The 14,819-nt window shown below is 66.1% G+C and carries 13 protein-coding genes; 6 read left to right on the top strand and 7 right to left on the bottom strand.

Annotation, left to right across the window (positions count from 1 at the left end; translation table 11 throughout):
* Positions 1-162 precede the first annotated feature (162 nt).
* Complete coding sequence (locus tag ACQPYR_RS06250) at positions 163-1,953, top strand: ABC-F family ATP-binding cassette domain-containing protein (RefSeq protein WP_433628668.1); 1,791 nt, start codon at positions 163-165, stop codon at positions 1,951-1,953.
* A gap of 102 nt (positions 1,954-2,055) precedes the next feature.
* Here ACQPYR_RS06250 and ACQPYR_RS06255 read toward each other — a convergent pair whose 3' ends face one another.
* Both ACQPYR_RS06255 and ACQPYR_RS06260 read right to left on the bottom strand, forming a co-directional pair.
* Positions 2,056-2,979 carry an Abi-alpha family protein gene (locus ACQPYR_RS06255; RefSeq protein WP_433628671.1) on the bottom strand — a complete coding sequence of 308 codons (924 nt, stop codon included), beginning with the start codon at positions 2,977-2,979 and terminating at the stop codon, positions 2,056-2,058.
* Positions 2,976-4,298 (bottom strand): hypothetical protein, encoded by a 1,323-nt coding sequence (locus ACQPYR_RS06260; protein ID WP_084507966.1) that lies wholly within the window; start codon positions 4,296-4,298, stop codon positions 2,976-2,978. Before ACQPYR_RS06260 ends, ACQPYR_RS06255 begins: the two co-directional genes overlap by 4 nt.
* Before the next feature lie 331 nt (positions 4,299-4,629).
* Between ACQPYR_RS06260 and ACQPYR_RS06265 the strand changes: the two genes are divergently transcribed.
* The gene (locus ACQPYR_RS06265) at positions 4,630-5,508 is read left to right on the top strand and encodes an Abi-alpha family protein (RefSeq protein WP_433628675.1); all 879 of its coding nucleotides are present in this window, start codon (positions 4,630-4,632) and stop codon (positions 5,506-5,508) included.
* Positions 5,509-5,608: 100 nt separating this feature from the next.
* A complete protein-coding gene (locus ACQPYR_RS06270; RefSeq protein WP_433628678.1) occupies positions 5,609-6,163 on the top strand; it encodes a nuclear transport factor 2 family protein in 555 nt (184 codons plus the stop codon).
* Between the two features lie 10 nt (positions 6,164-6,173).
* Here the strand turns inward: ACQPYR_RS06270 and ACQPYR_RS06275 are convergent, their stop codons facing one another.
* Positions 6,174-7,817: a peptide chain release factor 3 gene (locus tag ACQPYR_RS06275; RefSeq protein ID WP_433628680.1), complete on the bottom strand. Its 1,644-nt coding sequence runs from the start codon at positions 7,815-7,817 to the stop codon at positions 6,174-6,176.
* Positions 7,818-8,119: 302 nt separating this feature from the next.
* On the opposite strand from ACQPYR_RS06275, the gene ACQPYR_RS06280 reads away from it, so the two are divergent.
* A complete protein-coding gene (locus ACQPYR_RS06280; RefSeq protein WP_433628683.1) occupies positions 8,120-8,725 on the top strand; it encodes a 50S ribosomal protein L25/general stress protein Ctc in 606 nt (201 codons plus the stop codon).
* Positions 8,726-8,749: 24 nt separating this feature from the next.
* Positions 8,750-9,331 (top strand): aminoacyl-tRNA hydrolase, encoded by a 582-nt coding sequence (gene pth, locus ACQPYR_RS06285; RefSeq protein WP_387293381.1) that lies wholly within the window; start codon positions 8,750-8,752, stop codon positions 9,329-9,331.
* A gap of 18 nt (positions 9,332-9,349) precedes the next feature.
* Here the strand turns inward: pth and ACQPYR_RS06290 are convergent, their stop codons facing one another.
* Positions 9,350-10,987: a fatty acyl-AMP ligase gene (locus ACQPYR_RS06290; RefSeq protein WP_433628686.1), complete on the bottom strand. Its 1,638-nt coding sequence runs from the start codon at positions 10,985-10,987 to the stop codon at positions 9,350-9,352.
* 124 nt (positions 10,988-11,111) lie between these two features.
* Positions 11,112-11,822, bottom strand: a complete 711-nt coding sequence (locus tag ACQPYR_RS06295; RefSeq protein ID WP_433628689.1) for a lysophospholipid acyltransferase family protein — start codon at positions 11,820-11,822, stop codon at positions 11,112-11,114.
* A gap of 85 nt (positions 11,823-11,907) precedes the next feature.
* Between ACQPYR_RS06295 and ACQPYR_RS06300 the strand changes: the two genes are divergently transcribed.
* On the top strand, positions 11,908-12,495 hold the full coding sequence (locus ACQPYR_RS06300) for a TetR/AcrR family transcriptional regulator (RefSeq protein ID WP_433628691.1): 588 nt from the start codon (positions 11,908-11,910) through the stop codon (positions 12,493-12,495).
* A gap of 67 nt (positions 12,496-12,562) precedes the next feature.
* On the opposite strand, the gene ACQPYR_RS06305 is transcribed toward ACQPYR_RS06300, so the two are convergent.
* Positions 12,563-13,480 carry a ribonuclease Z gene (locus ACQPYR_RS06305; protein WP_433628693.1) on the bottom strand — a complete coding sequence of 306 codons (918 nt, stop codon included), beginning with the start codon at positions 13,478-13,480 and terminating at the stop codon, positions 12,563-12,565.
* On the bottom strand, positions 13,480-14,658 hold the full coding sequence (locus tag ACQPYR_RS06310) for an aminotransferase class V-fold PLP-dependent enzyme (protein ID WP_433628696.1): 1,179 nt from the start codon (positions 14,656-14,658) through the stop codon (positions 13,480-13,482). The genes ACQPYR_RS06305 and ACQPYR_RS06310 overlap by 1 nt, the downstream gene beginning before the upstream one ends.
* Between the last annotated feature and the right edge of the window lie 161 nt (positions 14,659-14,819).

The raw sequence follows: 14,819 nt of genomic DNA on the forward strand, positions 1-14,819 counted from the left end.
CGAGACCGTCGGGGCGCAGAGCACGGGGTGTGGCGTGCAATGGTCCCGGGCCGTGGCACCTCGATGGACGCTCGGGCGTTCGGCGGGGCGGCGGCTGGTTCGGGATGCTCGGTACGCTTGCGCGGGGCGAGTACTCGCCCGGCGCATGACTCGGAAGGATCCATGTCCAACCTGATCAATCTCGAACAGGTCTCCAAGAGCTTCGGTATCAAACCACTCCTGGACAACGTTTCGCTCGGCATTCACGCGGGCGAGCGGATCGGAGTCGTCGGCCTGAACGGCGGCGGCAAGACCACCCTGTTGGAGGTGCTGACCGGTCTCGAGCCGCCCGACAGCGGCCGGGTGAGCCGGGTCGGCGGGCTGCGCATGGCGGTGGTGACCCAGCGCGGTGTACTTCCCGTGGGCGCGACCGTCGGATCCGTGGTGTTGGCGGGACTGGCCGATGACGCGATGACCGACAATATGGCCGAACATGAGTGGGCTTCGAATCCGCGCATCCGTTCGGTGATGGCGGGCATCGGGATCGAGGGCCTCGGCCTGGATACTTCGGTCGACAATCTCTCCGGTGGCGAGCGCCGCCGCGTCGCACTGGCCGCTGCGCTGGTTCGCGACCTCGATCTGCTCGTCCTGGACGAGCCGACCAACCACCTCGATGTCGAGGGTGTGCAGTGGCTGGCGCAACATCTGCTGGAGCGTCGCAGCGCGCTGGTGGTCGTGACCCACGATCGCTGGTTCCTCGACACCGTGGCCACCGACACCTGGGAGGTCGTCGGCGGCAAGGTCGAAAGCTACGAAGGCGGTTACGGCGACTGGATTTTCGCGCGCGCCGAGCGGGCGCGGCAGGCCGATGCCTCCGAGGCCAGGCGCGCGAATCTGGCGCGCAAGGAGTTGGCCTGGTTGCGGCGCGGCGCGAAGGCCCGCACCTCCAAGCCGCGCTACCGGGTGGAGGCGGCCGAGGCGCTGATCGCCGATGTGCCGCCGCCGCGCGACAGCGTCTCGCTGGCCGCATTCGCGCGAAAGCGCCTGGGCCGCGTCGTCATCGAACTCGAGGACACCACCCTCACCACCCCGGACGGCCGCGAGTTGGTGCGCGACTTGACCTGGCGCTTGGCGCCGGGGGAGCGGGTCGGCCTGGTCGGTGTGAACGGCTCAGGCAAGACGACCCTGCTACGCACGCTGGCCGGTGCCGTCGAACCCGCTGCGGGCAAACGCATTCAAGGTCAGACGGTCCAGATCGGCTGGCTACGTCAGGAACTCGACGACCTACCGACCGACCTGCGGGTGCTCGAGGCAGTGCAGCAGATCGCGCAGCGAATCATGCTGGGCGATAAGGAAATCTCCGCCGGCCAGCTGGCCGAGCGCCTCGGCTTCACCCCGGCCCGTCAGCGCACCCCGGTCGGTGACCTATCCGGTGGTGAGCGCCGCAGGCTACAACTGACCCGGATCCTGATGTCCGAACCGAATGTCCTACTGCTCGACGAGCCGACCAACGACCTGGACATCGACACCCTGCAACAACTGGAAGACCTGCTCGACAACTGGGCGGGCACGCTGGTCGTGATCAGCCACGACCGCTATCTGATCGAGCGCATCTGTGACTCCACCTGGGCCCTGTTCGGCGATGGAAAGCTCACAAATCTGCCCGGCGGCATCGACGAATACCTGAAAAAGCGCGCCGCATCGAGCTCGGCCGCAACACGATCCGCCGACGCCAAGCCCGCCGAAACCCCTGCGACCGACTCCGCCGCTTACCGCGCCGCGCGCAAGGAGCTGGCCAAACTAGAGCGCGCCATCGACAAGCTCACCGAACGCGAGCAACGTCTGCACACCGCCCTCGCCGATGCGGCCACCGATCCGGACAAACTGATCACCCTGGGCACAGAGCTGAAACAGGTCCTTGCCGAAAAAGAAACCGCCGAGGAGCGCTGGCTGGAGTTGGCCGACGGCGCCTGACCCCGCCCCGGTAGTCGAATGGCGGTTCACCTCGCCGAAGGTAGTTTCATGGTGGCTTTACATCCCACCTGCGACCATCATTCGACTACCGTCGGCGGCGGACTAACTTGTGCCGGATACGCGCCCGTCTTGGACGACGACCGGCAGGCAGGTCTGTACGAAGTCCGCGCCGAAGCCCGTGAGGGCGATGCTGCGGTAATAGACCTTCGTACCGAAACCGGAGCGCTTCAGCACTTCTCGGACGGGTGATTGGGCTTCGAGGAGTTGGTAGCGGTTCGGATTGCCCACCGGTTCCTTGACGAATTCGATCAGTCCGAGGCGACGCAGGTTCGGCAGGTACTGCTGGATGCGGTTGGGGAAGCGCAGACCCGCGTGCTCACCGATCAGGTTGAGTCCGGAGATGATTCGCTCGACACCGATGCCGCGCGGTCGTCCGGCGCGAATATCGATCGAGGGCTGTGGGCCGTCGAGGTGCAGGAAGCGCAGGATGCGCGCCTCATCGGGGGTCAGCTCCTCGAGCATGCGCGCGAAGGCCGGGTGGGTTTCGTGGTGTTCGCCCTGCGTGCTCGCCGACAGCCGCAGCAGCGCGGCCCCCTGCTCACGCAAAGTGGGAACGGCATCGGTCGTGGGCTGTTCGGGCGTAGCGGGCAGACGCAACGCGCGCCGCACCGCGTCGCGAACCTCGGCCTCCGCCTCGGCGAGTACCTCGCGCGGGGGAGTTCCCGCGATACTGCCGCGCACCACGGTGGCCCCGACGCCGAGGGCGGTGTCGATGCCCCACGCGGTCACCTCGGCGGCCGCGCTCACCGCGACCCTGGCGACCCCGGTGGTCGCGCGAACGGTCTTGCGCACCGAGCTGACCTGCCGCTTCGGCTCGACCGCGCCAACGGGCAGGCGCGCGATCTCCGTCGATTGCCCGGATGTCGACGACTCGGAAGTTCTTGGGGTTTCGGCCACTTCGGACTGCTCGGTTCGCTCGGAGCCCTGCCCGGCGGCCCGCAGATCGTCGCCGCCAGCTTCCGTCATAGCCATGTTGTCGCCACTCCCGTTCCGAAGATCAGGATGTGAGCGTATCCGGCGAAGAGCCCCAACACGCCGCCATGCAGAAAAAGGAGCCATTCGTCCTGTTTGATGGCCGATCGCAGCATATCCACGAAGTCGGGGGGCGATAGCGCCGACATCTGTTTGGCGATGTAGTCGTTGATTTGCCTGCCCTGCTGGACGTTGAAGTCCGGATCCGCGAAGGCGATCGGCGCGATGGACATCGCCTCGGTGGTCAGCGTCGACTGCAGCGAGTCGTACTCCCGGCTGCCGAGCATGAACTTCACCGCGGGCCGCGCCGGTCCGAGCGCCCGGTCCGCGGCCGGGCGCAGCGTGTCCTCGAGCATCTGCATGGTCCGGTCCGAGCGCGGGCCGTTCAGCAACTCATCACCGATGTTGGCGACGGTCATCACCTGACTGGAGACCAATTCCGCGTAGCCGTCGGTGATTTCGAGCTGCCGCTTGATCAGCAGACCCTGCCGCCACGGGCACCACCACTTCGGGTACGCGGGCGCGAAGATCATATTCAGGCCGATCCAGTTGACGACCCAGCCGATGATGACACCGCCGATCGGCAGCACCACCAGTGACGACCAGCCGGTCACATGTAAAACGGCGACCAGCACCACACCCATCGGCGCGCCGAAGTAGAAACCGAAGTTCTGCATGAACCGCAGTTCCTTGGCGCCGAGCACCTGGAAAAGGGTGTTGAGCAGATGCGGACGCGCCTGGAAATAACGGATGACCATCTGCTTGACGTCGAGCAGCTGATCGATATTGGCGCCCAATTCCTCGGTCAGCTCGCGCAGAATATCAGGCAGCTGCTGGCGGACCCGCGCGTGAATCATCTCGCGCACACCGGTCGGCAGGTTGTACCAGAGTTGCGGATGTTCGCGGCGCAGGATTTCTTCGACTATGTCTTTGATCTGCGCGTCGGCGATAGTGGCGAGATGTTCGGCGAGCTTGTCCGGCTCCAGCTCGCGATAGAAGTCGGCGACGCTACCGAGTTTCGCCAGCCCCTTGTCGACCGCGATGCTCGCCATTTTGTCCGCGCGCGAGGGCACAATGCCCTGCCAGCCCATTCGGCCGTCGTAGCTCAGCAGCGGCAGCACCTGAATTCGCTTGGGCAGGAAGGGAAACAGTGCGCGCAATCCGGGTAAACGAATACCGTGGAAGGCAACCGGCTTGAACAACATCAGGATGCCGGTCCAGTTGGTGATGTATCCGATGATGCCAGTGAAAAGGGGGATAGTCACTAACTCCAGGAGGACCGTCGGGTGCACCCCGAAAACACTCTCCAACACGACACCCTCCTGCCGATATACCGGTGACCGCCGCCTCACCGGCAACCCAAACTAGCACCCAGTCGGCAGACGGACCCTACTGTGAGGTCTAGACGCCGGTCCATCGCGAGTGTCCCGGGCCACAGCAGATTGTCTGAGACATCAGTCACACTGTGTGTCCAGAATGTCGTAGTGTCAACCGGCGGCGGAGACAATGGCGACAATCACGCGTCCGACAGCAGGGGTCGGCGTGTTTGCTGGCCCACTCGGCTCCCGGTAAGGCATACCTGGAAGGCTGGCGGGCAATAATCTGTGGGCGTATTCGTTCACTTGGCAATACATCGGAGAGAACGTGACAGACGACAGGACCGGACAGGACATAGCCCGGGCCGGTTCCCGCTCGGTGGAGCGCAGCTCGGATGTCGAACAGCGGCAGATCAGCAATGAGGCGCGGCTGATTCGCGGTGTGTTCCGAGCGGCGGGGCTCGCGGCGGGCACCGTGGTGCGCGGCAGTCAGTGGGCCGTCGAGACGACCTACGAGGTGACCAAGGAGATCACCCAGGCCGCCCTCGACGGCGAGTCGTCTGCGGATATCGCCGAGCGCACCGGAAATGCGTTGCGCTCCATCGCGCGCAGCGCGCTCGGCGTCACCGAGGGGTCGGTGCGCGAAATCGTCAGCTACGTACCGACTTCCAATGGCACGCCGCAGCCTGCGGCGATCGGCATCGGTGCGCCGCTGCACTCGGCCAGTAGCGAAGAGTTGCGTCGCCGCGGCGATGCGCTGCTCGCCCGCTCGGCCGATGTCTACTTCACCGAGGACGTGCACCCGGCCTATGACCGGATCCTCGACGAGCTGGCTCCGGACGAGGCGCGCATTCTGCGATTCATGGCATTGAACGGTCCGCAGCCGTCGGTCGATGTGCGCACCAACCGTCCGCTCGGCATCGGTTCGGAGTTGGTGACCGGTGATCTCACCTCGGTTCCGGAACAGGCCGGTGTCCGTTATCCGGACCGCGCCCGTACCTATCTGATCAATCTCAACCGTCTCGGCCTGACCCAGGTTTCCGATGATCCGGTGGTGCTCAGCCGCTACATGGTGCTCGAGGTGCAGCCGGTGGTCGAGGCGGCGCTGAAGAAGGCCGGGCGCGCCCCCAAGATCGTGCGCAAGAGTCTGCGGCTGACCGAATTCGGCAGCGATTTCTGCAACACCTGCTTCACCATCGGGAACTGACCCGCCCGGTAGACCGCCGGTTTCGGCTCGAAGTGATAGCAATCTGATACAAATCTCCCAATCTCCGTAGCGCGGCGACTTCGAATGGGATTGTTGAGTTATGGACCAGGATGCTGTGTCAGCGATCAGTCGCCTGAAGTTCAGGTATCTGCGCACCCTCGACACCAAGTCGTGGGACGAATTCGCGGACACCATGATCCCGGAGGCGACCGCGACCTACAGCGAATACCTGCAGTTCGAGTCGCGGGATGCGTTCCTGGCGTTCATGCGCAACACGCTCGGTCCGCACGTCATCACCGAGCACCGATGCGACCATCCGGAGATCGATGTCGACGGCGATAACGCTACCGGCACTTGGTATCTCGCCGATACCGTACTGATACCGGCGCACAACATGCTGTTGCGCGGCGCGGCTTTCTACACCGATCGCTACGTCCGCTGCAATGACGGTCGCTGGCGCATCGCGCATACCGGATACGAGCGCACCTATGAGGTGGTGCTCTCGCTCAGCGATCTGCCGAGCCTGCGCCTGACATCGAGTCGATGGGGGCTGATCACGCGCGAGGACGGCATCGCGTCGGTCGAGCGCGAGCCCGGCGCCACCCCGCTGCGCCGCGAGCCCGCACCGGAGGCTGCCGAGCCCGAGGCCGGATGAACGGCAATCCCTAATCCGCCGCCGCGACCAGCGGCTCGAGCGTGAGCTTCGGATGCTCCTTCTCGATGTACTGCAACCGCCACTTATCGCTGAACAGCGCCAGCAGCGCCCCGTCGGAGCGGGTGAACACCTCGACCCCGCGCTGTCGATCGAGTTCGGCCATCGACTCGGCATCGGTGCGCCGGGCCAGCGTGTAGGGCAGATGCTCCATATGCGTTTCGACATTGAACTCCGCGAGCATCCGCGCCGTGACCACCTCGAACTGCATCGGACCGACCGCCGCGAGCACGGGTGCGGCATCGCCGCGCGCGTCATTGCGCAGCACCTGCACGACGCCTTCGGAATCGAGCTGGTCGATGGCCTTGCGGAACTGCTTGTACTTACCCGCACTCTGCGCCCGCAGCACCGCGAAATGTTCCGGCGCGAAAGACGGGATCGGCGGGAACTCGACTTTCTTGTCCACGAACAGCGTGTGCCCCGGTGCCAGCGCGGTGGCGTTCACGAGGCCGACCACGTCACCCGGGTAGGCGGTGTCGACGGTCGAGCGTTCCCGTCCGAAAACGGTGAGCGCGTATTTGGTCGCGAACGGCCGACCGGTCTGCGCGTGCGTGACGACCATCCCGCGCTCGAATTCGCCGGAGACGATCCGCATGAAGGCGAGCCGATCCCGGTGTGCCGCATCCATTCCGGCCTGCACCTTGAATACGACGGCGCTGAACGGATCGGTGGTGTTGCGCGGCGTGCCGCCGATATCGGCGCGCGAACCGGGTGGGGGCGCCAGCGCGATCAGCGTCTCCAACAGTTGCCGCACACCGAAATTCAGCATCGCGGAGGCGTAGATGACGGGGGAGGTCTGCCCGGCCAGGAACATTTCCTGATCGTGGTCCTGCCCGGTGGCCGAGAGCAGTTCGCTCTCCTCGGCGGCGGTCGTCCACGCCTCACCCTCGCGGGTCGCGGCCGATTCCGGATCTATCGATTCCTCCGGCGCGATGGTCGCGCCACCCGCGGTCCGCGTGAAGTGGATGTATTCGACGGCCGCACCCTCGGGACCGCGACGTAGCAGACCGCGGAAGTCGCCGGCGATGCCGACCGGCAGGAACAGCGGCGTCGGGGTGAGGCCGATCCGCTCGCTGAACTCGTCGAGCAGTTCCAGCGGCGCGCGGCCCGGGCGGTCCCACTTGTTGATCACGGTGACGACCGGGATGCCGCGATGGCGACACACCTGGAACAACTTCAGTGTCTGCGGCTCGAGACCCTTGGCGGCGTCGATGAGCATGACGGCGGCGTCGACGGCGGTGAGCACGCGGTAGGTGTCCTCGGAGAAGTCCGAGTGGCCGGGGGTGTCGACCAGGTTGATGACGTTATCGATATCGGAGCCCGCGGCGCGGTAGTTGAATTGCAGCGCGGTCGAACTCACCGAGATGCCGCGCGCCTTCTCCATCTCCATCCAGTCCGACACGGTGGATTTGCGTCCGGCCTTGCCGTGGATCGCGCCCGCCTCGGAGATCATCCTGGCGTGCAACGCCAGCGCCTCGGTGAGCGTCGACTTGCCCGCGTCGGGATGGGAGATCACCGCGAATGTGCGTCGCCGGGCGACCTCGGTGGGCAACCCACGCGGGGCGGGCGTGACGACACCCTCAGTGGAGGCGGTCAACTGCAACAACCTTTCTTCGCGGCCGATCGGCAACCGCTCCAGCGTACGCGACCGGGGTGAGGACAATCCGGCCAGTCCGACCACCCGATTCAGCTGGACATAAACACTTGCGCTATGGTGTTCGGGTTGTCTCGGCGAGGGTGACCGCAGACGTAATGCGTTCACCGTGATCGACGCGGCTCGGCTCTCGGCCGTCCTCGTTCGGTCTTCGCCCGACGAGTAGACCAACCATTTGCCAGGGGGGAAACAGTCCCTGGCGCACTGTTGACAGCCCGGAAGAGCCGTAGGGAGTAGATCCAGTCATGTCCGACGCCAACGTTCTCGAAGCCGCCGTCCGCACGGAGTTCGGCAAGGGCGCCGCCCGCCGCACCCGTCGCGCGGGCAACGTTCCCGCCGTGCTGTACGGCCACGCCGCCGACCCGCAGCACCTCTCGCTCAACGCCCAGGCCTTCGCCGCCATCCTGCGCGAGCACGGCACCAATGCGGTGCTGAACCTCCTCATCGACGGCAAGAAGCAGCTCGCGCTGACCAAATCCGTTGTGGTGCACCCGATTCGCCGTTACATCGAGCATGCCGACCTGCTGATCGTCAAGCGCGGCGAGAAGGTCACCGCCGATGTGAACATCGCGCTGATCGGCGAGGCCGGCCCGGCCACCCTGGTCACCCAGGACGTCACCACGCTGTCCATCGAGGCCGACGCGCTGAGCATTCCGGAATCCATCGAGGTCTCGATCGAGGGCATCGCGGCGGGCACACAGATCACCGCGGGCGAGATCGAGCTGCCGAAGGGTGTCACACTGGCCGGTGACCCGGAGGCCCTGATCGTCAACATCATCGCGGCCCCGGCTTCCGCGCAGGAGACCGAAGAGGCTGCCGCGGCCGCAGCCGAGGCCGAGAGCGCCGAGTAAGAACTCCCCGGATCGGTTATCCGAATGACCGAATCCTCGACCGGGCCCGCGCTCGTGGTCGGACTTGGCAACCCAGGTTCGGAGTACGAGCGCACCCGGCACAATATCGGCTTTCTGGTCGCCGACGTGCTCGCGCAGCGCGTCGGCGGCCGTTTTGCTGTGCACAAGAAGTCCGGTGCGGATCTATTGCAGGCCAGGCTGGACGGGCGTCAGGTATTGATCGCCAAGCCGCGCTCGTTCATGAATCTGTCCGGGCGCTCGGTCGCGGCGCTGGCGAAATTCTTCTCGGTGCCGCCGACCGAGGTGATCGTCGTGCACGACGAATTGGATCTGCCGTTCGGTCAGGTCCGGCTCAAGCGCGGCGGCGGTGAGGGCGGGCACAACGGATTGCGGTCGGTCTCCAGTGCTCTGACCACCAAGGACTATCTGCGCACCCGCATCGGCATCGGCCGCCCGCCGGGTCGCCAGGACCCGGCGGACTACGTGCTCAAACCGTTTTCGTCGGTGGAGCGCAAGGAAGTACCGGTGATCGTCGAACAGGCCGCCGACGCGGTCGAACTGCTACTGCGGGTCGGGCTCGAACCGGCCCAGAACCAACTGCACTAGGCCGAATTCGACTGCGGCTCAGCGCAGATGGATCGCGGTGGCGGAGCGGCGCAGCTTGCCCGAGGAGGTTTTCGGGAGGGCGCCGGGGCCGAGCACTGCGACGGTGCGCGGGCGGGCACCGACTTCGGAGAACACCGCGTGCACGATTTCGCGTTCGATGCGCTTGACCTCATCGGCATTCTGGTGGTCATTGCTTTCCACCACGACGGCGAAGCTTTCGCGTTTCTCACCAGCGTCCAGGCGGACCGCGACGGCGTTGCCGGGGCGCACCCCCGCCACGCGCATGGCGGCACGCTCGATATCGGTCGGGTAGATATTGCGACCGCCCATGATGATGACGTCCTTGATCCGGCCGCACACCACGATCAGGCCCTCATCGGTGAAGTAGCCGATATCGCCGGTGTCGAGCCAGCCGTCGGCATCCTGTGCCGGGCGGAACCCGTTGACCGTGACATAGCCGGAAGTGACTGCGGGACCGCGGAGTTCGATCTCGCCGACGGAACGCGTCGGCAGCGGCTGACGCTCCGCATCGACGACCCGACCCTCGAGATTGTCGACAAGATAACCGAGTGTGGGCATGCGGCGGACATTGCCGTGGTGATCGTGGGCAGGCACGGCCTTGCCCAGCGCCTCGAGCAGATCGGCATCGATGATGTCGAGGACCTGTCCGTGTCCGGGATCCGGAACAGATACGGCGAGTGTGGTTTCGGCCATGCCGTAGACCGGGGTGAGCGCCATCGGATTGAGCCGGAAGCGTTTGCCGGCCGCGGCGAGGTTCTCCATGGTGTCCGGATCGACGGGTTCGGCGCCGTTCCACATGTATCGGACGCTGCTGAGATCGTAGGCGCCGTCCTCGGCCTGCTTGAGCCGGCGAGCCAGCAGTGAGTACGCGAAATTCGGTGCTGCCGTGACGGTGCCGCGATACTTGTCGATCAGCTCGGCCCACAGCAGCGGACGCATCAGGAAGTCGATCGGCGTCACGCAGACCACTTCGGCGCCGAATTGCATGGGGACACTGAGGAATCCGACCATCCCCATATCGTGGAACAGGGGCAGCCAGCTGATCATCACATCCTCGTCGAGCTGGAACTTCACCCGATCGAACATGGCGTAGGCGTTGGTATAGAAGTTCCCGTGCGTGATCCGCACCGCCTTCGGCGATCCGGTCGAACCGGATGTCAACTGCTGTAACGCGATATCGGTCTCGACGGTCGGTACCGGATCGGTCTCCGGGCACTCGCGCAGCTGATCGATGCGTACCACGGTGATGCCGCGCTCGCGCAGCAGTGGTTCGGCGGCCTCGAACGGCGCGCCGAGCACCACCGCGCGCGCCTCGATCATCGACAGCACGGTCTCGGTATCGCGGGCCCAGACCACCAGATCCGTACGCGGCGTCGGCTGGTGCAACATGGTGATCGAAGCGCCGCGCATCCAGATGCCCTGACAGACCGGCGCGATATCGACCGGCATCCCGGCCAGCACGCCTACCGCGTCACCGTGTCCGATGCCGGATTCGGCGAGTCCGCCCGCCATCCGTCGTGCGATTCGATGGATCTCACCCCAGGTCTGCCGAAACGGCGCGTTGGGCTCCCCGGTCACCAATCCGCGACTCGAGGTTTGTGCCGTTGCGTACATCTCGTCGGTGAACCTGCTCAAAGTCCAACTCCCTTGTCACCCCGGTGCGGTGGCCGGACATGGGTGAACCGGCCTGCTCCCCAACTATCCCGCCAATTCGTCCCCGCGTTAACCATTCCGAGGACACGCCTGTGTCGGGGTGGCGTTATGGGCGATTCGAGAAAGTCGCCGCGTAGCGATCGACGTAGTCCCGGCCGGATCGAGCGGCCAATTCCCGCATCAGTTCGTCGGTCGCGGCGCGGACCTGAGTGGTGTCCGGTGCCGGGTGGTTCGGGGTGGGCTGCGGGTAATAGCGCGGCGTGCCGAAGCTGATGTGCACCTTGCCGAAGCGCGGCAGCCGGTGGCCGCGCGGATTCACCTTGTCGGTGCCCGACAGCACGGCCGGGATGACCGGAGCGCCGGTGGCCATGGCGACGCGCAGTGCGCCGGTGCGGCCGCGGTAGATGCAGCCGTCCGGGGAGCGGGTGCCCTCCGGATGGATGGCCCAGACGTCGCCGGATTCGAGGATTTTCGTCGCGGCGGTCAGTGCGTCCGCGGCGGCGGTGCCGCCGGTGCGGTTCACCGGGACCTGACCCGCGACGGTGAAGAACCAGCGTTGGAACCGGCCCTTCAATCCGGTCCCGGTGAAGTACTCCTGCTTGGCCAGGAAGGTGACCCGGCGCGGCAGGGCCAGCGCGAGATACATCGAGTCGAGCATCGCGACATGGTTGGCCGCGATGATTACCGGTCCGGTGCGGGGTACGTGCCGCAGTCCTTCCACCTCGGGGCGGCCGAGCAGCCGCAGCAGGGGGCCGACCAGGACGTACTTGAACAACCGGTACCACACATGAGCCTCCGAGAGGGTTGTCGTAGACACTGTCTACAGCACGAGTGTAGACAGTGTCTATGATTGTCGAAAGGGTATTTCGTCCTCTGTGACGCAGTCGACCAGGAGGAAATCGATGAGCGCGGTAGACAATGTCTCCACCGGTGCGAGCGAGCCGTTGCGGGAACGACTCGTCGGCGCCGGGGTCGACATGCTCGAGGAGGTCGGCGCGGCCCAGCTGGGTCTGCGTGCGATCACCCGCGCGGCCGGGGTCTCCCACGGTGCGCCGCGCAGGCACTTTCCGACGCACCGCGCACTCCTGGCCGCCATCGCCGCGCGCGGTTTCGCCGATCTCATCGAGCGGTTCGCGAAGGCGGCGGCGGGGGCGACCACGCCGCGCGAGCAGCTGCAGGTCATGGCGGCCGAATACGTCGAATTCGCGGGGGAGCGCCCGGAGATGTTCACCCTGATGTTCCGCCACGACCTGCTCGAGGGTTCCGGCGAGAATCTGCGCGCGATCACCCTGCCGTTGTTCGAACGCTTTGCCGCGCTGGTCGCCGCGGCCGCACCGACCGCCGACGACCAGCGGGCCGTCGCTATCGCACTGTGGACCAACCTGCATGGCATCGCCGCCCTCCAGGCGAACCGCAGTCTGCGCCTTGTTGTCCCGGCAACCGATAATCGCGTTCTCGTCGCCCAAGTCCTCGCTTTGCACCTGGCCTGACGGCGATATGGGCAGCGGGGTGTCGGTCCAGGCACGCGTGCGATCTGCTCGTCCGCGCGACTCGGGGCTAACGGCGTTGCGGGAGTGGGATTCTCGCGAGATCGGTCGCGACCACGATCTCGCCGGTGAAGTAGGCGGCCGCCTCGGCGAGGTGTGCGTCGAGGTCGCGGTAGCGCTGGGAGAAGTGGGTCAGGACCAGGGTGCGCACACCGGCTTCGGCGGCGACTCGGGCGGCTTGGCCCGCGGTCAGGTGGCCGTACTCCTCGGCGAGTTGCACATCGACGTCCAGGAAGGTTGCCTCGATCACCAGCATGTCCACGCCCGAGGCGAGGGACAGCACGCCCGGGCACAGACGGGTGTCCATCACGAATGCGAAGCTCTGGCCCGGCCTCGGCTCGCTGACATCGGCCAGCGTGATTGTGCGCCCGTCGAATTCGATACTGCCCGTGCGCTGTAGTTGTCCGACCGCCGGGCCGCGCAGGCCGAATACGGCGAGCCGCTCCGGCAGGATGCGCACACCGCTCGGTTCGGTGAGCCGGTAGCCGAAGGTGTCGACCGGATGCGATAGCGCGACCGCCTCGAGGGCGAACGGTGCACCGGGCGCGTCCAGCGCACCCGGATCGGCGATCGGATGCGCCCGGAGCTCGACGGTCCGATAGAACGAGCTGGCATTGCTCAGGCGATCGAAGAACGGCTCACCCGAGGCGGGGTAGTACACATCGACCGGATGGGCGACCTTGTCCAGATTGATCCGCTGGATGATGCCGGGTAGTCCGAGGCAGTGGTCGCCGTGGAAATGCGTCACCGCGACCCGGGTGATATCGGTGACCGAAACGCCCGCGTACGTCATCTGTCGCTGGGTGCCCTCGCCCGGATCGAAGAGGATGCCCTCCTCGCCCCAGCGCAGCAGATACCCATTGTGGTTGCGCTGCTTGGTCGGTACCTGACTCGCGGTGCCGAGGACGACCAGTTCGCGAGGTGACATCAGAGTGCCGCGACCGCGCCGACGAACCGGTCCAGCTCCTCGAAACTCACGAAGCAGTGCGGCGAGGCACGCACCACCGAATCCAGGCCACGGGCGGTCATATCCAGCAGCGTAGAGCTGGCATGGCTCGCGGTCACCGTAATATTCTGCGCCGCAAGGCGATCGCGCACCTCGACGGCGGATTTCCCGTCGACGGTGAACGAAACGATGCCGCTGTGCCGAATCCCGATGTCGCGCACCGTGACTCCGTCGATTTCCGGCAGCGATTTGCGCAGATGTTCCGCGCGGACCGCGATCGCGTCGTAGACGTCCTCGGGCCCGAGCTCGAGCAGATACCGCACAGCCGCACCGAGTCCGAGTCGCGCCGCGACATCGCATTCCCAGAATTCGAAGCGACTCGCATCGGGCACCACGGCGTACTCCTGCGGAGCAGTCCACTGCGCGCTGTGCAGGTCCAGCCGCTGCGGCTCCATCGAGGCGGCCAATTCCGGTCGCACATAAAGGAATCCGGTGCCGCGCGGCCCGCGCAGCCATTTGCGGCCGGTCACCGAGAGGGCGTCGACATCGAGTTCGGCCACGTCGATCGGCAGCTGCCCCGCCGACTGGCAGGCATCGAGCAGTACCAGCGCGCCGACCGAATGCGCGATCCGGGTGGCGTCGGCGGCCGGGTTGACCAGACCGCCATTGGTCGGGGCGTGCAACACCGACACCAGCTTGACCCGTTCGTCGACCATGCCGGCCAGTGCGTCGAGGTCGATCTGGCCGCTGCCGTCGCTGGGAATCCGTTCGACCACCGCGCCCGTCGCCTTGGCCCGCTGCAGCGCCGCGATGGCATTGCTCGCATAGTCGGCGCCGGAGATGAGGATGCGATCGCCGGGCGCGAGTGGGACCGAGTAGAAGAAGTCGGCCCAGGCGCGGGTCGCGCTGTCGCTGAGCGCGATGCCGGTCGGATCGGCGTTGACGAGTCGGCCGATATCGGTTTTCACCGCGGCGAGATCGTCGAGTCGCTCGTTCGCCGCGCGGTAGCCGCCGATTTCGGCCTCGCGTCGCAGATGTGCCACAGCGGTATCGACGACGACTCGGGGTGGTAACGAAGAGCCCGCGCTGTCGAGGAAGACCAGATCGGATCCGGCGCCGTAGGCCGGGATGTCGGCGCGTACGCGATTCTCGTCGAGCATGGCCTCGACAGTATCGCCGAAATCGGGGCATTGGGCCGTCGCACGAGTCGACGCAGGTCCGGGCCACCGTGCGCGAGTCCGCCGCTGTGCATGGCGACGAATTCAGATTCTTGTCACATTTCGTGTCGGTGCCCCTCGCTACCCTGGTTTGGGTCGGGGCA

It is taken from the genome of Nocardia sp. CA-120079 (assembly GCF_050955745.1).
Classification (GTDB): Bacteria; Actinomycetota; Actinomycetes; order Mycobacteriales; family Mycobacteriaceae; genus Nocardia.

Coding starts and splice junctions, on each gene's coding strand:
- ACQPYR_RS06250 (WP_433628668.1), top strand. CDS start 163: ATGTCCAACCTGATCAATCTCGAACAGGTCTCCAAGAGCTTCGGTATC.
- ACQPYR_RS06255 (WP_433628671.1), bottom strand. CDS start 2,979: ATGACGGAAGCTGGCGGCGACGATCTGCGGGCCGCCGGGCAGGGCTCC.
- ACQPYR_RS06270 (WP_433628678.1), top strand. CDS start 5,609: ATGGACCAGGATGCTGTGTCAGCGATCAGTCGCCTGAAGTTCAGGTAT.
- ACQPYR_RS06280 (WP_433628683.1), top strand. CDS start 8,120: ATGTCCGACGCCAACGTTCTCGAAGCCGCCGTCCGCACGGAGTTCGGC.
- pth (WP_387293381.1), top strand. CDS start 8,750: ATGACCGAATCCTCGACCGGGCCCGCGCTCGTGGTCGGACTTGGCAAC.
- ACQPYR_RS06300 (WP_433628691.1), top strand. CDS start 11,908: ATGAGCGCGGTAGACAATGTCTCCACCGGTGCGAGCGAGCCGTTGCGG.
- ACQPYR_RS06305 (WP_433628693.1), bottom strand. CDS start 13,480: ATGTCACCTCGCGAACTGGTCGTCCTCGGCACCGCGAGTCAGGTACCG.
- ACQPYR_RS06310 (WP_433628696.1), bottom strand. CDS start 14,658: ATGCTCGACGAGAATCGCGTACGCGCCGACATCCCGGCCTACGGCGCC.